The sequence below is a fragment of the Flavobacterium pectinovorum genome (assembly GCF_022802975.1).
In the GTDB taxonomy this organism is placed as follows: Bacteria; Bacteroidota; Bacteroidia; order Flavobacteriales; family Flavobacteriaceae; genus Flavobacterium; species Flavobacterium pectinovorum_B.
The window spans coordinates 316,436-334,005 of the sequence record NZ_JAFEVZ010000002.1 but is presented as its reverse complement, the minus strand read 5'-3'; the positions used below and the strand labels follow the sequence as shown (position 1 = coordinate 334,005).

Below are 17,570 nucleotides of genomic sequence, written 5' to 3'. Positions count from 1 at the left end.
CAACTATTTAAGTTAAAAATATTATCTCCCTATGAAAAAGAGTATCCTAATACTACTATTTACCTGTGCAGCATTTACAGTTTCCTGCACACCGAGAACTTACGAAGATATTTCAGAAGAAACAGAAAAAAGTACTTCGCCAACTTATACGGCAAATATTGAAGCTGTAATAAAAACAAATTGCACAGGATGCCACTCCAATGGTGGACAATTTCCCACTTTAGAAACTTATGACCAGGTAAAAGATGCTACGCAAAATGGCAATTTAATCTGTAGAATTGACCAAACCCAATCTTGCGGAGGTGTTATGCCGCCAAGATCAGCCCCTTTGTCTAGAGCAACTATTGACATGATTATACTTTGGCAAAAAGAAGGATATAAAAATTAAAACTATATAAAATGAAAGAAATACTAATATCAGCATTGTTTTTATTGGCGGGAAATATGGCTTTTTCGCAAAAGATGGTAACCAGAACCGGGGAAGTGAAATTTGAAGCATCTATGCCTGCTTTTGAAGAAATAGCCGCAACAAATAAAACGACTTCCTGTATTCTTGAAAAAAGCACAGGTGACTTTGTGGCTTTGACTTTGATAAAATCATTCAAATTTAAAGCACCATTAATGGAAGAGCATTTTAATGAAAATTATATGGAATCTTCCCAATTTCCAAAAGCGACTTTTAAAGGGAAGATTTTGAATTTTGATGCCAAAAAATTATCTGCTTCAAAAACCATTTATGATTTAGAAGGCGATTTGACTATACACGGTGTTACCAAAAAGATAAAAACTAAAATCAGCCTTACTTTAAGCGGAGCAAAAATTCTGGCATCAAGTGCTATTTCAGTAAAACCACAGGATTACAAAATTGAAATTCCAAGTCTGGTAAAAGGAAAAATTGCCGAAAATGTAAAAGTTTCGATGAATTTTACTCTGGAAACGAATTAATCAAATAACTGTTTCTACCATGAAAAAACTAGTATTACTAAACCTCTTATTTTGCTTTTTTGTTGCTGCTGCACAAGAAAAAAACGTTTTTGATATTGCCAGAAGCGGAACTTTAACAGAGATTCAAAATCTGAACAAATCAAATCCTGATTTAATCAATTCTCTTAACGAAAATAAGACAAGCCCGTTGATTCTGGCCTGTTACAGAGGAAATATTGAAGTCGCCAAATTCCTGATAGAAAATGTAAAAGACATTAACTACAACTCTGATATGGGAACAGCACTGATGGCTGCAACTTACAAAAACCAACCCGAATTAGTAAAATTACTACTGGAAAAAAAAGCGAGTCCAAATACAGCTGATGCAAACGGAACTACGGCATTATCCCTTGCTGTACAATTCAAAAATGAACAGTTAGTCAAACTGCTTTTAAACTATAAAGCAGATAAAACCATTAAAGATAACAAAGGAAAAACAGCATTCGAATATGCTGTTTTTTCTCAAAATGAACCAATCATTAACCTTTTAAAATAATCAACTATGAAAAAAATTACTCTTTTAGCAATTTTAGCAATTAGTCTGAGCGGTTTTGCCCAGCAAAAATCTACCGGAAACATTACTTTGTCAACCAATACGACAGCCAATTTAACCTTAAACAATACCACCTCAAAAGCCACACTAACGCTTACCGGTCCTTCAGACAGATGGTTTGCGCTGCAATTTGGAAGTTTTGCAATTGGTGGCGGTATGGCGTCCGGACAAGATTTTGTATATTTCAACGGTACTAGTCTAGTTGATGGAAATCATGTTGGACGCCAATTTCCGAATACAGATGCCTCACAAAACTGGACAGTAACATCTAATACAGTAGCTTCCGGAATTAGAACGGTAATAGCAGAACGAAATTTATCAACCGGAGATGCAAACGATTATACCTTTAATTATGCTAACACTTCTATAGATTTTGCCTGGGCTAAAAATGGTTCTGCCGGTCAATCCTTAAACTATCATGGAGGAAATCGTGGGTATAATATAGATGTCCCTTTATCAGCTACTTTAGGAGTAGACGATTTTAGTTTAAAAGCATCTTCTATTTATCCAAATCCTTCAAACGGCAATTTTACTATTGAAACAAAAACCGGTTTAGATCAAATAACTGTATATTCTCTAATAGGAACACTAATTCAAACTATTGAAGTAAAAGATAAATCGAATACTGTTGAAGTATCATTGAAAAATTTACAAACGGGAATTTATTTAGTTGAACTGAAAAATGAAAACGATAAATCCTGGAAAAAAATAATTATTGAATAGTTGGAGAGCTGTTAAACAGCCAAAATTAATTGTTAGATAAAGCGTCAAAACTATTTACCCTCAAGAATAGTTTGGCGTTTTTTTTATGAATCTTAGAAATGTAATATTTCAATTCGAAATTATTAAGACAAAAAAAGAGGTTAGAAAAAATTCTAACCTCTATCAAAAAAAAATAAAAAAACCAAGTTATTAACTAATTGAAAAGTTAAATACTGTCTATCTGAAAATGAACCCCGAATATTAATTTATTCGAGGTTATTAAATTTTATATTATTTTAAGATTGCGTACTGGAAAGTAGGATAACCTCTTTCTCCAGCAGCATTTACACCTGCTGTAAATCTCACTTTATAAACATTTCCTGCCGAATCTTTAACAACATAGAAACGATCTGATCTCGCATTAAATGAAGAAACTGGGTTACCATTTGCATCTGTTGTTCCTGATGCTACAGTTCCTCTCCAGTTTGAACCAATATTTCTTTGATCATCTGTAAATTTAGTATTGTCAACATTTGCTAATGCGAAAGCATCATATGTAAAAGCTGTCGTAAGAACCTGATATGCTTTGGCACCACCTTTAACATTATTTAAAATGAAGTCTGCAAAATTATAAGGATTTGGACCTGCTGTATTAGTAAAACTTGTAAAAGTAATATCCCATTGTGTTTTTTGAGGCTCTACACTAACTGTTTTCTTATTTAATAAACTTAAGAAAGTAAAATTATATGCTGCATTTTTTGAAACAATGATTTCTTCGTGAGTAGTAGCTGCAATATCAGCATATTGAACTTTATAATCATTACCACTTCTTAAAATCCTAACTTTTTTCCATCCTCTGGCAGGTCCTGTACCTGTACCCTCTGATCCAACTTTAGGATCAACTGTCCCCGGATTACTTCCCATATTAATCACATATACTTTGTTATCAGCATCTGTTGCAGATATTTCTGCAATAGCCGTTTTAGTAAGATCTCCTGCAGGATCATCAATTTGAGTTAAACTTCCATAACCATCAACAAGCATAGTCGCATCTTCTGCCTGAACTTCGTCAATATTAGTACTGGTTGTTTGTTTAGCTGTCATCCTTACAGTGTGGTTTATTATCACTCTAAAATCTGTTCCAGAGTAGAATCCTAAATCCCAGGAAACTCTAGGAACAGCAGTCATTTTTCCACTGCTTAAATCAACAAAAACCTGATTCGGCTCTGTTGGCCCTCCAACTAACGGAGCTAATGCATTTCCTAAAGAAGCTGTCTCGTTAAAGTTTACCTGAATTGATTTATTGTCAGAAATTACAGAATTAATTGTTACACTTGTGATAGTGAAAACCACATTTTTAACTTCTCCTTCAATAGCTTCTTTCAATTTCTTGAAAGTAAAACTTACAGTTGAAACATTTTTTTCAAAAGGCACTACAACAGTGTTTGCTGCTACTGCCGGAGTAGTGCTAAAATCTGTACCATTTGCTACCGCAGTTTCGGAAACAGTCAAAGTTAATGATCCGGCTGATGCCGTTGGTAACGCGAACTTAATTTCGATTGGAGTTGTTTCAGCAGATAAATTTACTGAAGTAGCTGCAAAAGCAACCGCATTGACCTGCACTGCTTCATCATCACTATTACAAGCTGTGAAAGCAAGCAATACAAAAGAAATTATTAGAATAAAGTTTTTTTTCATGGTATTTGATTTATTAATTAAAATTTAGATTATACGTAAGTTTTAAGAAGTATGAACGGCCGTAACCTAACATATCGGAGGCTGTACCTCCGCCTCCGTGTACACCGCCACTTGCGTCACCTCCGCCTCCGTTTTGTACAGATTGCAGATTGGTAACATCAAAAAGGTTTCTGGCTCCGACTGTCACTTCAAATTGATTTTTAAAGAATGTTTTTCGAATAGAAGCATCCATCCAGCTAAAAGGTTTAAGTTCGTTTAAAAAGAAACCTTCTTTTCCATCACTGTCAGATCCTGCAACATATTGCTGCTGCTTTCCATTGTACTTGTAGAAGACAGCCAACAAAGTATTCCATTTTGTAATATTATAAGAGATACTTGAATTTAACCTGAACGAGTAGAAAAATTTATCATCAGATACTAAGTTTTGAGCCGCCAAATCAAGTCTTCTGGAAATTCCAACTACAGCAGCACCTAGCATTACATTCCAATTTTCATAAGTATATTGCTCTATTGTTGAAATGTTCCACATTTTATATCTGTTGATATTAACGTATTTAAAATGCCGTGGAGTTACCTGCATTGTAACCAGATCAATTCTATCATCAACATTCAGAAACGTAACTGCTAAGTTGTTCGAGAGTTGAGCACCAGAATCAAAAGTACAGGCTCTTTTTAAGCTCATTTCATAAGAAGTACTTGTTTCAGGAATTAAATCCGGATTTCCCTGCATGTTATGGTTTGAGTCTACAAAATAAGTATACAACTCATCAAAGTTTGGAGTACGGTACGATTTACCCAAAGAAGCTCTTGCCTCTAATCCTTTATCAAAAAGATATCTTAAACCCAAAGAACTTGCATATTGATTATCAAAAGCACTTTGAAATGAAAATCGAAGCCCTGGGCGAATTGAGAATTTATCATTTAGACTAATTTCTGCAACCGAATAAATATCGTAATTCTCAAGTGTCTTTCTAATATCTACACCCTGTTGATCATCATCTCTAAAAGCTCCCACTGAAGAATCATAAAAACCATTCTCGTTGGTAACTTCATAACCAAGCTGAAAGTCTACCTTTTCATTATCAAAGAAATTGCTAAGTGTACCTGTTGAATAAAACACCTCTTTTGATTGATAAGTGTCTCTTTCGTTATCTACCTCTTGTTTTGTATCTATGTGATAGACGAAATTTTCTAAATCACGCTTTTGTTTCTGTTGAGAAACCGACACATTATATTTTAACTTCGAGAAAAGATTTCCATTGGCATTCAAATGGTGGTAATAACGATTGGTTATATATCTTTTGTCTCTCGAAAAATACGTATCTGCAAATGGATAATTGTCTTGTATATTTACAACTGGATTGTAGTAATGAACATCTTCGCCATAATAGTCAAATTTGTAAAAAATTCTAAAAGCATCTTTTTGATAACCCAAAATGGCATTCCCTACCAATTGCTCCTTCGGAAGCTGTGTATATCCTCTAAGTCCATCATTTTTATCATAATCTTTTCCTTGCATATTTTCAAAATAACCCGCCATTGCATTACGATTTCCTCCAATATTTACAAACCAGTTTTCATTAAAATTATGCCCAATTTTAGCCGATTGTATATGACGTCCTTTATCAAAAAAACCAAACTCTTTACCTACTGTTTCTTCCTGAACAGTTGCACCAATCTGCCATTTATATCCACCGCCTTTTTTAGTAATAATATTTAAAATACCACTTACCGCATTGGCTCCATGAGTTACACCCATTGATCCTTCGATAATTTCGATTCGCTCAACATCATCAAGATTTACTTGAGTTAAATCGACATTTGTACCCATACCTGTATCACTTACTAAAGGTATATTATCAACCAAAATCTTAAAGTACTGGGCATCCAGTCCAAACATGGAAACCTTAGAACGTCCATCATTACCATTAGATGTCACGTTAATATTTAAATATTGATTTAATACATCAGCTAAATTATTTGCAGCCAGCTGTTTTATATTTTCTTTAGAAATCACACGTACATTAAAAACAGATTTTTTTACAGACTGTGGCCCTAATTGTCCGGTAACAACAACCTCAGATAATTTTTCTTGTGAAGCAATAGTATCTTTTTTCTGAGCAAACGAAATTTGACAAAAAACAAACAGCGTAAAAAGGGTAATTCTAATTTTCATTATTTTTATTCAGTCTTAATAATTCTGCAAATATAACATTATTTTTATTTGTTCTAAATAAAATTTATATATTTGCAAAAAAATTTAAAACAAATAAATTAAGTTATGATTACAAAAAGCCTCTATTTTTCTGCTGTTATGGCTTTAACTTGCAGCCTTGGTTTCAGTCAGGATAAAAAACAGCAAGACATCAAATCAATTAAATCCATGTGCGGATGTTATGAAGTAAAATTCAACTTTGCAGAAACTTTTCAGTATGCAAAAGATTCGGCAACTTACAAACCTTCGCAAACCAAACATGAATCTGCTTTGGAATGGGTAGAATTAGTAGAAGATACTCCAAACAAAATTGTCATGCAGCACTTATTAATTGTAAGCGACGATATGATCATCAAACACTGGAGACAGGACTGGCTGTTCGAAAACACCGATTTGTATTTGTTTGACAAAAACACTTCATGGAAGTATAAAAAACTGGATAAAAAAGACGTAAAAGGCCAATGGACTCAAAAAGTATATCAGGTAGATGATAGCCCGAGATATGAAGGAACTGCAACCTGGGTTCATGTTGACGGACAAGACTATTGGGCAAATATAACGGATGCGCCTCTGCCAAGAAGAGAGCATACAAAACGCAACGATTATAATGTTTTAAAAAGAAGAAACATCCATGAAATCACTTCTACAGGATGGAACCATGAGCAGGACAATGATAAATTGATTCGTGACGACAGCGGAAAAGATGTTTTGTTAGCACAGGAAAAAGGAATGGATGTGTACACTAAAGTTCCAGATATTAAATGTATTGCAGGTCAAAAATGGTGGAAGGAAAATAATGCACTTTGGAAAAATGTCCGTGATAAATGGCAGACACTTTTTGAAAGACACAAAGACTTAAACTTAGAAGCTAAAGTAGATAAAAAATCACTTTATTCTCTTTTGTTTGATTTGAAACCAACTGCGACAAAAGCAGAAACTGATGTAATTATCGACAAGTTCGTAAAATAATTTATTTTGTGTTAGTTAAAAAAGAGCCGATAGTTTTAGGACTATCGGCTCTTTTTATTTTTGCTTATTTCGAAAAATCATTAGAAACTTTTTACATTCTCTCCGGAACTTCAATTCCTAATAACGTAAAAGCTGATTTGATAACCTCAGCCACTTTTTTCGAAAGCTGTACTCTGAATATTTTTTTAGTCAGGTCTGTTTCTCCTAAAATATGTACCGATTGATAGAATGAATTATATTCTTTTACCAAATCATACGTATAATTTGCAATCAAAGCCGGGCTGTGGTTTTGTGCTGCATTTTGAATTACTTCAGGGAACAACTCAATTTGTTTTACCAACTCTTTTTCTTTTTCGTGAATCACTTCGACTCCGCTCAGTGTGAGATTGTAATCAAAATCAGCTTTGCGAATGATTGACTGGATTCTCGCATACGTATATTGAATAAACGGACCTGTATTACCCGCAAAATCAACCGATTCTTCAGGATTAAACAAAATACGCTTTTTTGGATCTACTTTTAAAATGTAATATTTCAAAGCGCCCAGACCAATTGTTTTGTACAATTTCGCTTTTTCTTCAGCAGAATAACTTTCAAGTTTTCCTAAATCTTCAGAAATTTGTTTGGCTGTATCGGTCATATCCTGCATCAAATCATCCGCATCTACCACAGTTCCTTCACGACTTTTCATTTTCCCGGACGGTAAATCAACCATTCCGTATGATAAATGATATAAGCTTGAAGCCCAGTCAAAACCTAACTTTTTAAGAATTAAAAATAATACTTTAAAGTGATAATCCTGCTCGTTTCCTACGGTGTAAACCATTCCGCCCACATCCGGCATATCTTTTACACGCTGAATGGCAGTTCCGATATCCTGCGTCATATAAACAGCAGTTCCGTCTGAACGCAAAACTATTTTACGATCTAAACCTTCATCTGTCAAATCGATCCATACTGAACCATCCGGATCTTTTTCAAAAACGCCTCTGTCAAGTCCTACCTGAACAACATCTTTTCCTAATAAATAGGTATTACTTTCGTAGTAATATTTATCAAAATCAACTCCAAGATTGGTGTATGTTACAGCAAAACCATCATAAACCCATTGGTTCATTTTTTTCCAAAGCGTGATTACTTTTTCGTCTCCGGCTTCCCATTTTTTCAGCATATCTTGCGCTTCGATAATAATAGGGGCTTGTTTTTTTGCTTCTTCTTCGGTTTTTCCGGTTGCTATTAATTCGTTGATTTCGGCTTTATAGGCTTTATCAAACTCCACATAATATTTACCAACCAATTTATCTCCTTTCAAATTTGAACTTTCAGGAGTTTCACCGTTTCCATACTTTTCCCAGGCCAGCATCGATTTGCAGATATGAATTCCACGGTCGTTGATGATTTGTGTTTTATATACTTTTTTACCCGAAGCTTTAATAATTTCAGCCACTGAATATCCTAACAAATTGTTACGAACATGACCTAAGTGTAAAGGTTTATTCGTGTTTGGCGAAGAATATTCTACCATTATCGCTTTATCTTCCGGGTTTGGTGTTACATAGCCAAAGTTGTTATTATCTTTTATTCCGTTAAAGAAATTCAGATAATAACCATCTGCAATCACAATATTCAAAAAGCCTGAAACTACGTTGTATCGCGACACCTCAGCAACATTATCAACCAGATAATCCCCTATTTTATTTCCTAATTCGACAGGATTACTTTTAATCACTTTCAATAAAGGAAAAATAACCATTGTAATATCGCCTTCAAACTCTTTTCGAGTAGTTTGTAATTCGATTTTATCAACAGTAACATCAAATAATGCCTGAATGGCGTTTTGTATAGAAGGAGTAAGAATTTGTGATAATGACATGTAAACTTATTTTAAAGTGAGCAAATATACTGCTTATTCATCAATTAGAGAAAACGAAAAACATATTAAATACCAGAAAACACTTCGAAATCTTCAAAAACCGACTCAGCATAATTGTTAAAATTATCAAAAAATTAAAACGTTAATCTCTTACAAAACAGAACATCCAATAAAATTTAAAATTTTTCCAATTAAAATCTTGTAACAAATCGTTGTTAAAAATGTCTTATTAGGTAATTTAAATACAATCATCATCAATCAAATCAAAATAATCATTTAACTAATTATGAAATTAAAATTTTTTCTGTTTGCATTACTGGGTGTAATTGCAACAGCTCAGGCCCAGAATACAGGAACAGTTTCCGGGAAAATTATTGAAAAATCAAATAATACCCCAATCGCTTACGCTACGGTTTCGATCAAAGACAACGGAAAAGTAGTCTCAGGAGCAAACACAGACGACAACGGAGATTTTACCATTAAAAACCTTGCCCTAAAAAGTTATACAATCGAAATTCAATACATTGGATTTAGAAAATATATTGGATCTGTAATTTTAAGTGACAATAAAAAAACGGCAACTGTTAATATTTCTCTTGAAGAAGAAGCAACACAGCTAAAAGGAGTAAACATTGTCGCTGAACGTTCTACAATTGAACAGAAAATTGACCGAAAAGTGATTAATGTTGGAAAAGATTTGACTACCGCAGGAGCTTCTGCATCTGATATCATGAACAATATTCCATCAGTAAATGTAGATCAGGACGGAAAACTTTCGCTTCGTGGAAACGAAAATGTACGTGTATTAATTGACGGACGCCCATCTAATATTGATCCGGCTCAATTATTAAAACAAATTCCATCAACTTCTATCAAAAAAATTGAATTGATTACCAATCCAAGTGCAAAATACAATCCGGAAGGAATGTCGGGAATCATCAATATTGTGTTGCACAAAAATACCAATACCGGTTTTAACGGAACTTATAGCGGCGGAATTACCTTCGGCCAAACTGCAAAATACAATCAGTCATTAGACTTGAATTACAAAACCGGGAAAGTAAATTTCTTTGGAAATGTGGGACAGAATTTTGGAACGTTTTTTAATGATGGTTTCATTAAGAGAGCAGATCAGGATATTACTCAAAACTTAGATATTTTGAATGACAATGATTCATACTTATATAAAATAGGTATGGATTATTTAATTAACGATCACAATACCATATCCTTTTATACCAACCAAAACAAATCGAATAATAAAGGTTTTGTAAATACTGATATTGATTACAATAATGTATCAAATTCTGATGTTTCGAACATTTTTCAAAAATCACGATATTGGGGACCGGATCAGGTTGGAACTTACAACCTTGCCTATAAACATATCTTTAAAAAAGAAGGTCATACTTTAGATTTTGAAGCCAATTACAGTGACAATAAAGAAACTCAATATGCTTCTTTTGATACCAAAACAACAAATCTTGATAATAGTACAAATAGTATTATTTATGATGATTTTACCAAAGGAACGCGACAATTAAGCACGCTAAACATCGATTATGTTAATCCATTCAATGAAAAAACAACATTTGAAGCGGGTGCCGAAGCAAGAATCACAAGAACAGATAATGATTACATTACTAAAAACCCCGGAGTTCCTGCAGCAGAGCGTATTTTGAATTATACGTACGACACTGATATCTATTCTGCTTATGTAACTTTTGCTCAAAAATTTACCAAATTCAGTTATCAGGTTGGGGCACGTTTTGAAAGTTATAAAGCTGCTGCCAATTCAAACTTTGGTAAAGACAAATTTGATGATGACTATATTACTTTATATCCATCGGCTTATTTAACGTACAACCTAAATGAAAAAAATGTTTTGCAATTAAGTTACAGCCGTCGTGTTGACCGCCCTAGTTTAGAGCAGACAAAACCTATTCGTGAGTTTTCTACCCCGTTGGTAACGTCATTGGGAAATTCTGATTTAAGACCTCAGTTTACCAATTCGGTTGAATTAAATTATACAAAAACCTTAGAAAAAGGAAGTTTTACTGCAGGCGTTTTTGTTAGAAGTATAAATGATCAGATCAGCAGAATCTTATATCCTGACGATGCTGATCCAAGTGGTGAAAAACAGATTATGACTTATGCGAATTACGATCATAATACTGCTTACGGTTTTGAAGTTTCGTTTAATTATAAAATCACAAAATGGTGGGATATTTCACCATCTATCGATTTCTCAAGTATTAATCAGGAAGGAATTGTGTTCAAATATGATGACACAAAAAACCCAAAAACATTCCCAGAAGAAAGAAAAGTTACGGTTGCGGCATTTAATGGCCGTATGAATTCAAACTTTAAAGTAAACAAACGTTTAAGCTTTTTAGTATTCGGTTTTTACAGAGGAGCTGTTGAAGGAATACAAAATGACAGCCATGAAATGTATAAAATAGATATGGGATCCCGCTACACATTGTTAGACAACAAAATGAATCTGAGCTTACGTTTTAACGATGTTTTCAATACTATGAAATATGCTTTTGACACCAATTACCCTTATCCACAGTCTGGACAATTCTCTTGGGAAAGCCAAACGATTTATTTAGGTTTAACGTATAATTTTGGAGGTGGAAAAATTAAAAACCTGCAACGTAAACAAAGAGAAGACAACACCAATAAAGGCGGTGGCGGAATGTTCTAATCCTTTCTTATTTAATCAGTTTTAAATAGTTTTAATAAACACTTGTAGAAAAAAGTCCTGAAGTTTGCCAACTTCAGGATTTTTTGATTATACCAATATTTTAAATTCGTTTTTAAACAAGGCTTCGGCTTCACTCAACATAACAAATACGCATAAAAAAACCTGTTTGAAGTAAACAGGTTTTATAATATTGTAAAATTCTATATTACCATTTTATAATAGCACTTGCCCAGGTAAATCCACTTCCGAAAGCGGCTAAAACAACGGTATCACCGGATTTTATTTTCCCCTGCTCCCAGGCTTCCGTCAAAGCGATTGGAATTGATGCTGCAGTTGTATTTCCGTACTTCTGAACATTATTATGTACCTGATCGTCTGATAATTTGAACTTATTCTGAATGAATTGCGAAATTCTCAAATTTGCCTGATGCGGAATCAGCATATCAATATCCGAAACCTGCAAACCATTTGCTTCTAAACCTTCATTGATAACTTCGGAGAAACGAACGACTGCGTTTTTAAATACAAATTGTCCATTCATATATGGGTAATAACTTTCGTCATTTGGATCATTATCCGCAATAATATCGGTTACCCAGCGTGCTCCCATTCCCGGTGCCTGCAAAGCCAGTTCTTCGGCATGCTGTCCTTCTGAATGTAAATGAGTTGATAAAATTCCTTTAGTCAAATCTTCTTCACGGCTTAAAACTGCCGCTCCTGCCCCGTCTCCAAAAATTACCGAAACTCCACGTCCACGTGTTGTCATATCTAATCCTGTAGAATGAACCTCAGAACCAATGACCAGAATATTTTTATACATTCCGGTTTTAATATATTGATCTGCAACAGATATTGCATACACAAAACCAGAACATTGGTTTCTGACATCTAAAGCTCCAACGGTTCTTAATCCTAAATCACGCTGTACTAAAACTCCGGGTCCTGGAAAATAATAATCAGGGCTCAATGTAGCAAAAACTACAAAATCAATATCTTCTTTGGCTACGCCGGAACGTTCAATTGCAATTTTAGCTGCTTTTACTCCCATTGAAGTGGTAGTATCTTCTCCACGAATAATATGCCTTCTCTCCTGAATTCCGGTTCGCTCCTGAATCCATTCATCATTGGTATCCATAATCTTAGACAAATCATCGTTTGTCACCACATTTGAAGGAACATAATATCCTAAGCCCGCTATTTTTGAATGATACATACTTTTTATTATTTATTAAAAAATTGGAATGCAAATTTAATATACTTTAAAACATCAGCATACAAATTACTACTTTTTTCGTAATTAACAATTTCATTTCCTTTTAAAATTCTAACAACTCTGTTGATTGTTTAAAAAAAATATTTTTGTTTAATAAATCAAATAATCGAGATGAAAACAGTAAAAATGTAACAAAATTACAATACTTTAGTCTTATCAAATACATCCACGATTGTTAACACAAAAATTAAAATTATGAAATTAAAAGTTACACTGCTTTTATTTTTAAGCTTTGGTTTTATTGCTTTTGCACAAGAAAACCTAACGTATCAAAAACCATCCAAATCAATTTTAGATCTGGCTGATTACGAAAGAGCGCCTACTGTATCAATGGATACAAAAAAGGAGTACATGCTTTTATCTTACAGAAGCACTTATAAATCTTTAGATGATTTAAATCAGGAAGAACTTCGTTTGGCTGGCTTAAGAATCAATCCACTTACCAACATTTCGAGTACTGTAACGTATATCAACAATTTCAAAATAAAAAAAATAAGCGGTAAAGAGGAAATACAGGTTTCCGGTTTACCTGAAAATCCTAAAATAAGCAATGCGCTTTGGTCTCCTAATGACAAGAAGATTTTGTTTTCGCATACCACAAACTCAGGTGTTGAACTTTGGGTATTAGATGTGGCAAATGCCAAAGCAACTAAACTTACCGATGCAACTGTAAATGCTAATCTTGGAAATCCTTTTAGCTGGTTTTTAGACAACGAAACCATTTTGACAAAAATGCTTCCTAAAAACAGACAGCCACTGCTTGACTCTAAAAAAGACTTACCAACTGGTCCGATTATTTCAAATGCTTCGGGAGAGAAATCTCAAAACAGAACGTATCCGGATATGCTGAAAAACAAAAATGATGAAGCTAATTTTGAAAATATTATTACCTCTGAATTATACAAAGTAAGCCTTAACGGAACTACTACCTTGTTTAAAGAAGCGGCAATGTACGCCGGAGAAAGAATTTCTCCTGATGGAAATTATATTATGCTAACCACTATTGAAAAGCCTTTTTCATACGTTGTCCCTTTAAACAGATTTCCGTCTAAAACAATAGTTTATGACAAAGATGGCAAAGAAATAAAAACGGTAAATGAAGTTCCGTTAAACGAAATAATCCCTAAAGGCTTTATGGCTGTCAGAAAAGGAAAAAGAGAAATGGCATGGCGAAATGACAAACCTGCCACCTTATCTTATGTTGTAGCTTTGGATGAAGGAGATCCTGCAAACAAAACAGATTTTAGAGATGAAATTTTTCTTTGGGATGCACCCTTTACAAATAATGCCGCAAGCCTTGCAAAAATACCTCAGCGTTTTGATGATATTATCTGGGGAAATGACAATACAGCCATAGTTTCTGACCAATGGTACGACACCAGAAATACAAAAACATATCTGATAAATCCCTCAGATCCTAATCAGCAGCCAAAAATAATTTCAGACAGGAATTCGCAGGATATCTATTCGGATCCCGGTGTTTTTGAAACCAGAAAAAATGCATACAACAAATATGTACTGGCCATCGAGAATGACAATGCTTACCGTATTGGTGAAGGCTATACAAAAGACGGACAATTTCCTTTTATTGATGAATTCAATCTAAAAACATTACAGACCAAACGTCTTTATACTTCAACTTATAAAGATAAAAAAGAAGACTTATTAGGAATTGAAGATTTTAAAACCGGGAAAGTTTTGGTACAGATCCAGTCAAAAAATGACTATCCAAATTATTATTTCAGAAACATTAAAAAACAAAACAGTCTGACCCCGATTACCACTTTTAAAAACCCGTTTGAAAGCATTAAAAATGTCAGTAAAGAAGTTATCAAATACAAACGTAAAGATGGTGTTGAATTATCAGGAACTTTATATTTACCTGCTGGATATGATAAAGTAAAAAAGGAAAAACTGCCTTTATTAATCTGGGCTTATCCGGCAGAATACAAAGATAAAAACAGTGCGGGGCAAACTAGTCAAAACCCAAATGAATTTACTTTTCCGTACTATGGTTCATTTGTGTATTGGGTAACAAAAGGATATGTAGTTTTGGACGATGCTGCTTTTCCTATAATTGGAGAAGGTACAACAGAACCAAATGACAATTTTATTACTCAATTAGTTGACAATGCTGAAGCCGCAATAAATGCTGTAGATGCTTTAGGATACATCAACCGCAAGAAAGTTGCAGTTGGCGGACATTCTTATGGCGCTTTTATGACAGCAAATTTATTAACACATTCCAATCTTTTTGCCTGTGGAATTGCCCGAAGCGGAGCTTATAACAGAACCTTAACTCCATTTGGTTTTCAGACAGAACAGCGTAATTACTGGGAAGTTCCGACTGTGTACAATACCATGTCTCCTTTTATGAATGCTGACAAAATGAAAACCCCTATTTTATTGGTTCATGGAGAAGCAGATAATAATCCGGGAACTTTTACTTTACAAACAGAACGTTATTTTCAGGCCTTAAAAGGACTAGGTGGTCCAGCAAGAATGGTAATTTTACCAAAGGAATCACACAGTTATGTTGCTAAAGAAAATATCCTGCATTTACTTTGGGAACAGGATCAGTTTCTGGAAAAATATTTAAAAAACTAATTAAAACATACAAGTTTTACTCATCAAAAAAGCCCCTGAAAATATTTTCAGGGGCTTTTTAACTTTTTTTCATTAACCTTTCAGCCATGCATTTTTAAGTTTTTCTTTTGAAGCATCAGTAGCTTTAAAAATTTCTGCCTCCTCATAAGGCAATTTTACAGTTCCTTTTATAGTCTGATTTGCACCAGCTCTTTTTATCTGAACCGTAATTGAATCGTTCTCTTTCCAGTTTTCACTTTCGCTAACTAAATCATAAATATTATCCAAATTATATGCTTTAGCATTTATAGACAAAATAACATCACCAGGCTTGAGATTTAAATTAGTAAAAAAAGGATTTAACTCAATATCCGGACGTACACTTATTTCTTTTGTTTTTGGATCAACTCCTACATACGGAACTTGCCCTTTTAAGAAAACGGAACCTGCTTTTTTCTCAGAAGCTTTTGACACACCCACTTTCGCTAAATACTGGTCATAAGGAATTGGAGTTGTTCCTGCAACATACGTTTTTAAAAATTCTCCAACTTCAGGATAAGTTAATTTCGTGATTTTATCAAAAAGTTCATTATCATTAAAAGGTTTTTCAACACCATATTCTTCAGACAATTTATGCATCAAATCAAGAATTCCTCTCTCTCCATTACTTTTTTCTCTGATGATAATATCGATACACATTCCAATTAAAGCTCCTTTTTCATACACATTTAAGTATTGATCTTTATAAGGCTGTTCTAAAACATTTTTACTCATTACAGTAAACGACATGGTATCGTTTAACCCTTTTGCATGTTCAATTTTATCAGAAATGCGGGTATAAAATTCAGCTTCATCAATCAATCCCTGATTAATCTGAAAAAGATTCGCAAAATACTCTGTCACACCTTCATACATCCATAAATGTTCAGACATTTTTGGTGCATTATAATCAAAATACTGAATTTCTTTGGAGTGAATCGTTAATGGCGTTACAATATGAAAAAATTCATGAGAAACTACATCCTTCATCGACTCTACCAATTGATCTTTTGGCATTGATTCCGGTAAAACAACTGTAGTTGCTGTTGGATGCTCTAAAGCTCCAAAACCATGAGCATCATCTTTTGCCATACTTGACAAATACAGTAAAACGGTATATTTTTTAGTAGCGTTTACTTTTCCTAAAAAGTTTTTTTGAGCCGTCATCATTGTTTTCATTTCCGGAGTAATGCTCTCTGCAGTAAATTTACCTGTTGGCGAATAAACAGCTATCAGGATATCCATTCCGTTAACATTAAATGTTGTATAATCCGGTTTAGAATACATAATTGGATTTTCTACTAAAACAGCATAACGGGACGTTGTAAAAACATCGCTTGTTTTACTTGCATCTTCATCAGTCATTGAAGTTGCTCCCCACAGCGTTTCAGGATGTGTAATCGTAACTTTATACGGAATATCTAATTTATCCTGAAAATACCCCACAAAACCATGGGTATTTACAAGGAAATTTACGCCGGCATTAATATTTGTTCCGGCTGGCGAAAATATATCATCATTACCAAAACCGGTTCCTTTTTCTGTATCAAAAGTATCTCCAACTAAATAAGTTACTGTTTTTAACTTTTTAGCATCCGAAATAGACCAGGAATTATCATCCAGTCTTTTTACTGTTAATGCATTTCCTTTGGCATCAAAAGCTTTAAAATTATCAGAATACTTTCCGTAATTATCCGTAGAATAAGTTCCCGGAACTGTTTTAGGAATGCTGTAAATTACTTCATCCGTTTTTATGTCTGGTGCCGTAACCGTTACCAAAACTTTGTCATCCTTTACGTCAGTAAGATTAATATTGACAGCTACATTATTTTTAGCTGCGCTTGTTGTACCCGTTTTACAGCCCCAGAATACAACGGCAAGAGCTAATGTGCAAATTATTTTTTTCATTTATTTAGCGTTTTTTTTATAAGTCTTACAAAATGCAAAACTGTTACAGCAAAGACAGAA

General features: G+C 33.9%; 12 protein-coding genes. 7 read left to right on the top strand and 5 right to left on the bottom strand.

The window, feature by feature from the left end; all coding sequences use genetic code 11:
- Nucleotides 1–31 precede the first annotated feature (31 nt).
- From FLV_RS04110 to FLV_RS04095, 4 genes are read left to right on the top strand one after another with little or no spacing between them, the layout of a single operon-like run.
- On the top strand, nt 32–388 hold the full coding sequence (locus FLV_RS04110; protein WP_243230966.1) for a c-type cytochrome: 357 nt from the start codon (nt 32–34) through the stop codon (nt 386–388).
- A gap of 11 nt (nt 389–399) precedes the next feature.
- Nucleotides 400–945 (top strand): YceI family protein, encoded by a 546-nt coding sequence (locus FLV_RS04105; RefSeq protein ID WP_243230965.1) that lies wholly within the window; start codon nt 400–402, stop codon nt 943–945.
- A gap of 19 nt (nt 946–964) precedes the next feature.
- Nucleotides 965–1,480 (top strand): ankyrin repeat domain-containing protein, encoded by a 516-nt coding sequence (locus FLV_RS04100; RefSeq protein WP_243230963.1) that lies wholly within the window; start codon nt 965–967, stop codon nt 1,478–1,480.
- Between the two features lie 6 nt (nt 1,481–1,486).
- Complete coding sequence (locus FLV_RS04095; protein WP_243230961.1) at nt 1,487–2,260, top strand: T9SS type A sorting domain-containing protein; 774 nt, start codon at nt 1,487–1,489, stop codon at nt 2,258–2,260.
- 270 nt (nt 2,261–2,530) lie between these two features.
- Here the strand turns inward: FLV_RS04095 and FLV_RS04090 are convergent, their stop codons facing one another.
- Entirely contained in the window at nt 2,531–3,937 is a 1,407-nt protein-coding gene (locus FLV_RS04090) for an HmuY family protein (RefSeq protein ID WP_243230954.1), read from the bottom strand.
- A gap of 13 nt (nt 3,938–3,950) precedes the next feature.
- Nucleotides 3,951–6,113 carry a TonB-dependent receptor plug domain-containing protein gene (locus FLV_RS04085; RefSeq protein ID WP_243230953.1) on the bottom strand — a complete coding sequence of 721 codons (2,163 nt, stop codon included), beginning with the start codon at nt 6,111–6,113 and terminating at the stop codon, nt 3,951–3,953.
- 105 nt (nt 6,114–6,218) lie between these two features.
- On the opposite strand from FLV_RS04085, the gene FLV_RS04080 reads away from it, so the two are divergent.
- Nucleotides 6,219–7,121, top strand: a complete 903-nt coding sequence (locus FLV_RS04080; RefSeq protein ID WP_243230948.1) for a DUF6607 family protein — start codon at nt 6,219–6,221, stop codon at nt 7,119–7,121.
- A 91-nt stretch (nt 7,122–7,212) separates the two neighbouring features.
- Here the strand turns inward: FLV_RS04080 and argS are convergent, their stop codons facing one another.
- Complete coding sequence (gene argS, locus FLV_RS04075) at nt 7,213–8,994, bottom strand: arginine--tRNA ligase (protein WP_243230947.1); 1,782 nt, start codon at nt 8,992–8,994, stop codon at nt 7,213–7,215.
- 286 nt (nt 8,995–9,280) lie between these two features.
- On the opposite strand from argS, the gene FLV_RS04070 reads away from it, so the two are divergent.
- Nucleotides 9,281–11,704 (top strand): TonB-dependent receptor domain-containing protein, encoded by a 2,424-nt coding sequence (locus FLV_RS04070; RefSeq protein WP_243230944.1) that lies wholly within the window; start codon nt 9,281–9,283, stop codon nt 11,702–11,704.
- Between the two features lie 205 nt (nt 11,705–11,909).
- Here the strand turns inward: FLV_RS04070 and FLV_RS04065 are convergent, their stop codons facing one another.
- Nucleotides 11,910–12,917 carry a 3-oxoacyl-ACP synthase III family protein gene (locus FLV_RS04065; protein ID WP_243230942.1) on the bottom strand — a complete coding sequence of 336 codons (1,008 nt, stop codon included), beginning with the start codon at nt 12,915–12,917 and terminating at the stop codon, nt 11,910–11,912.
- 255 nt (nt 12,918–13,172) lie between these two features.
- On the opposite strand from FLV_RS04065, the gene FLV_RS04060 reads away from it, so the two are divergent.
- Nucleotides 13,173–15,584, top strand: a complete 2,412-nt coding sequence (locus tag FLV_RS04060; protein ID WP_243230941.1) for a prolyl oligopeptidase family serine peptidase — start codon at nt 13,173–13,175, stop codon at nt 15,582–15,584.
- Between the two features lie 72 nt (nt 15,585–15,656).
- Here the strand turns inward: FLV_RS04060 and FLV_RS04055 are convergent, their stop codons facing one another.
- The gene (locus FLV_RS04055) at nt 15,657–17,510 is read right to left on the bottom strand and encodes a peptidase M61 (RefSeq protein ID WP_243230940.1); all 1,854 of its coding nucleotides are present in this window, start codon (nt 17,508–17,510) and stop codon (nt 15,657–15,659) included.
- Nucleotides 17,511–17,570 lie beyond the last annotated feature (60 nt).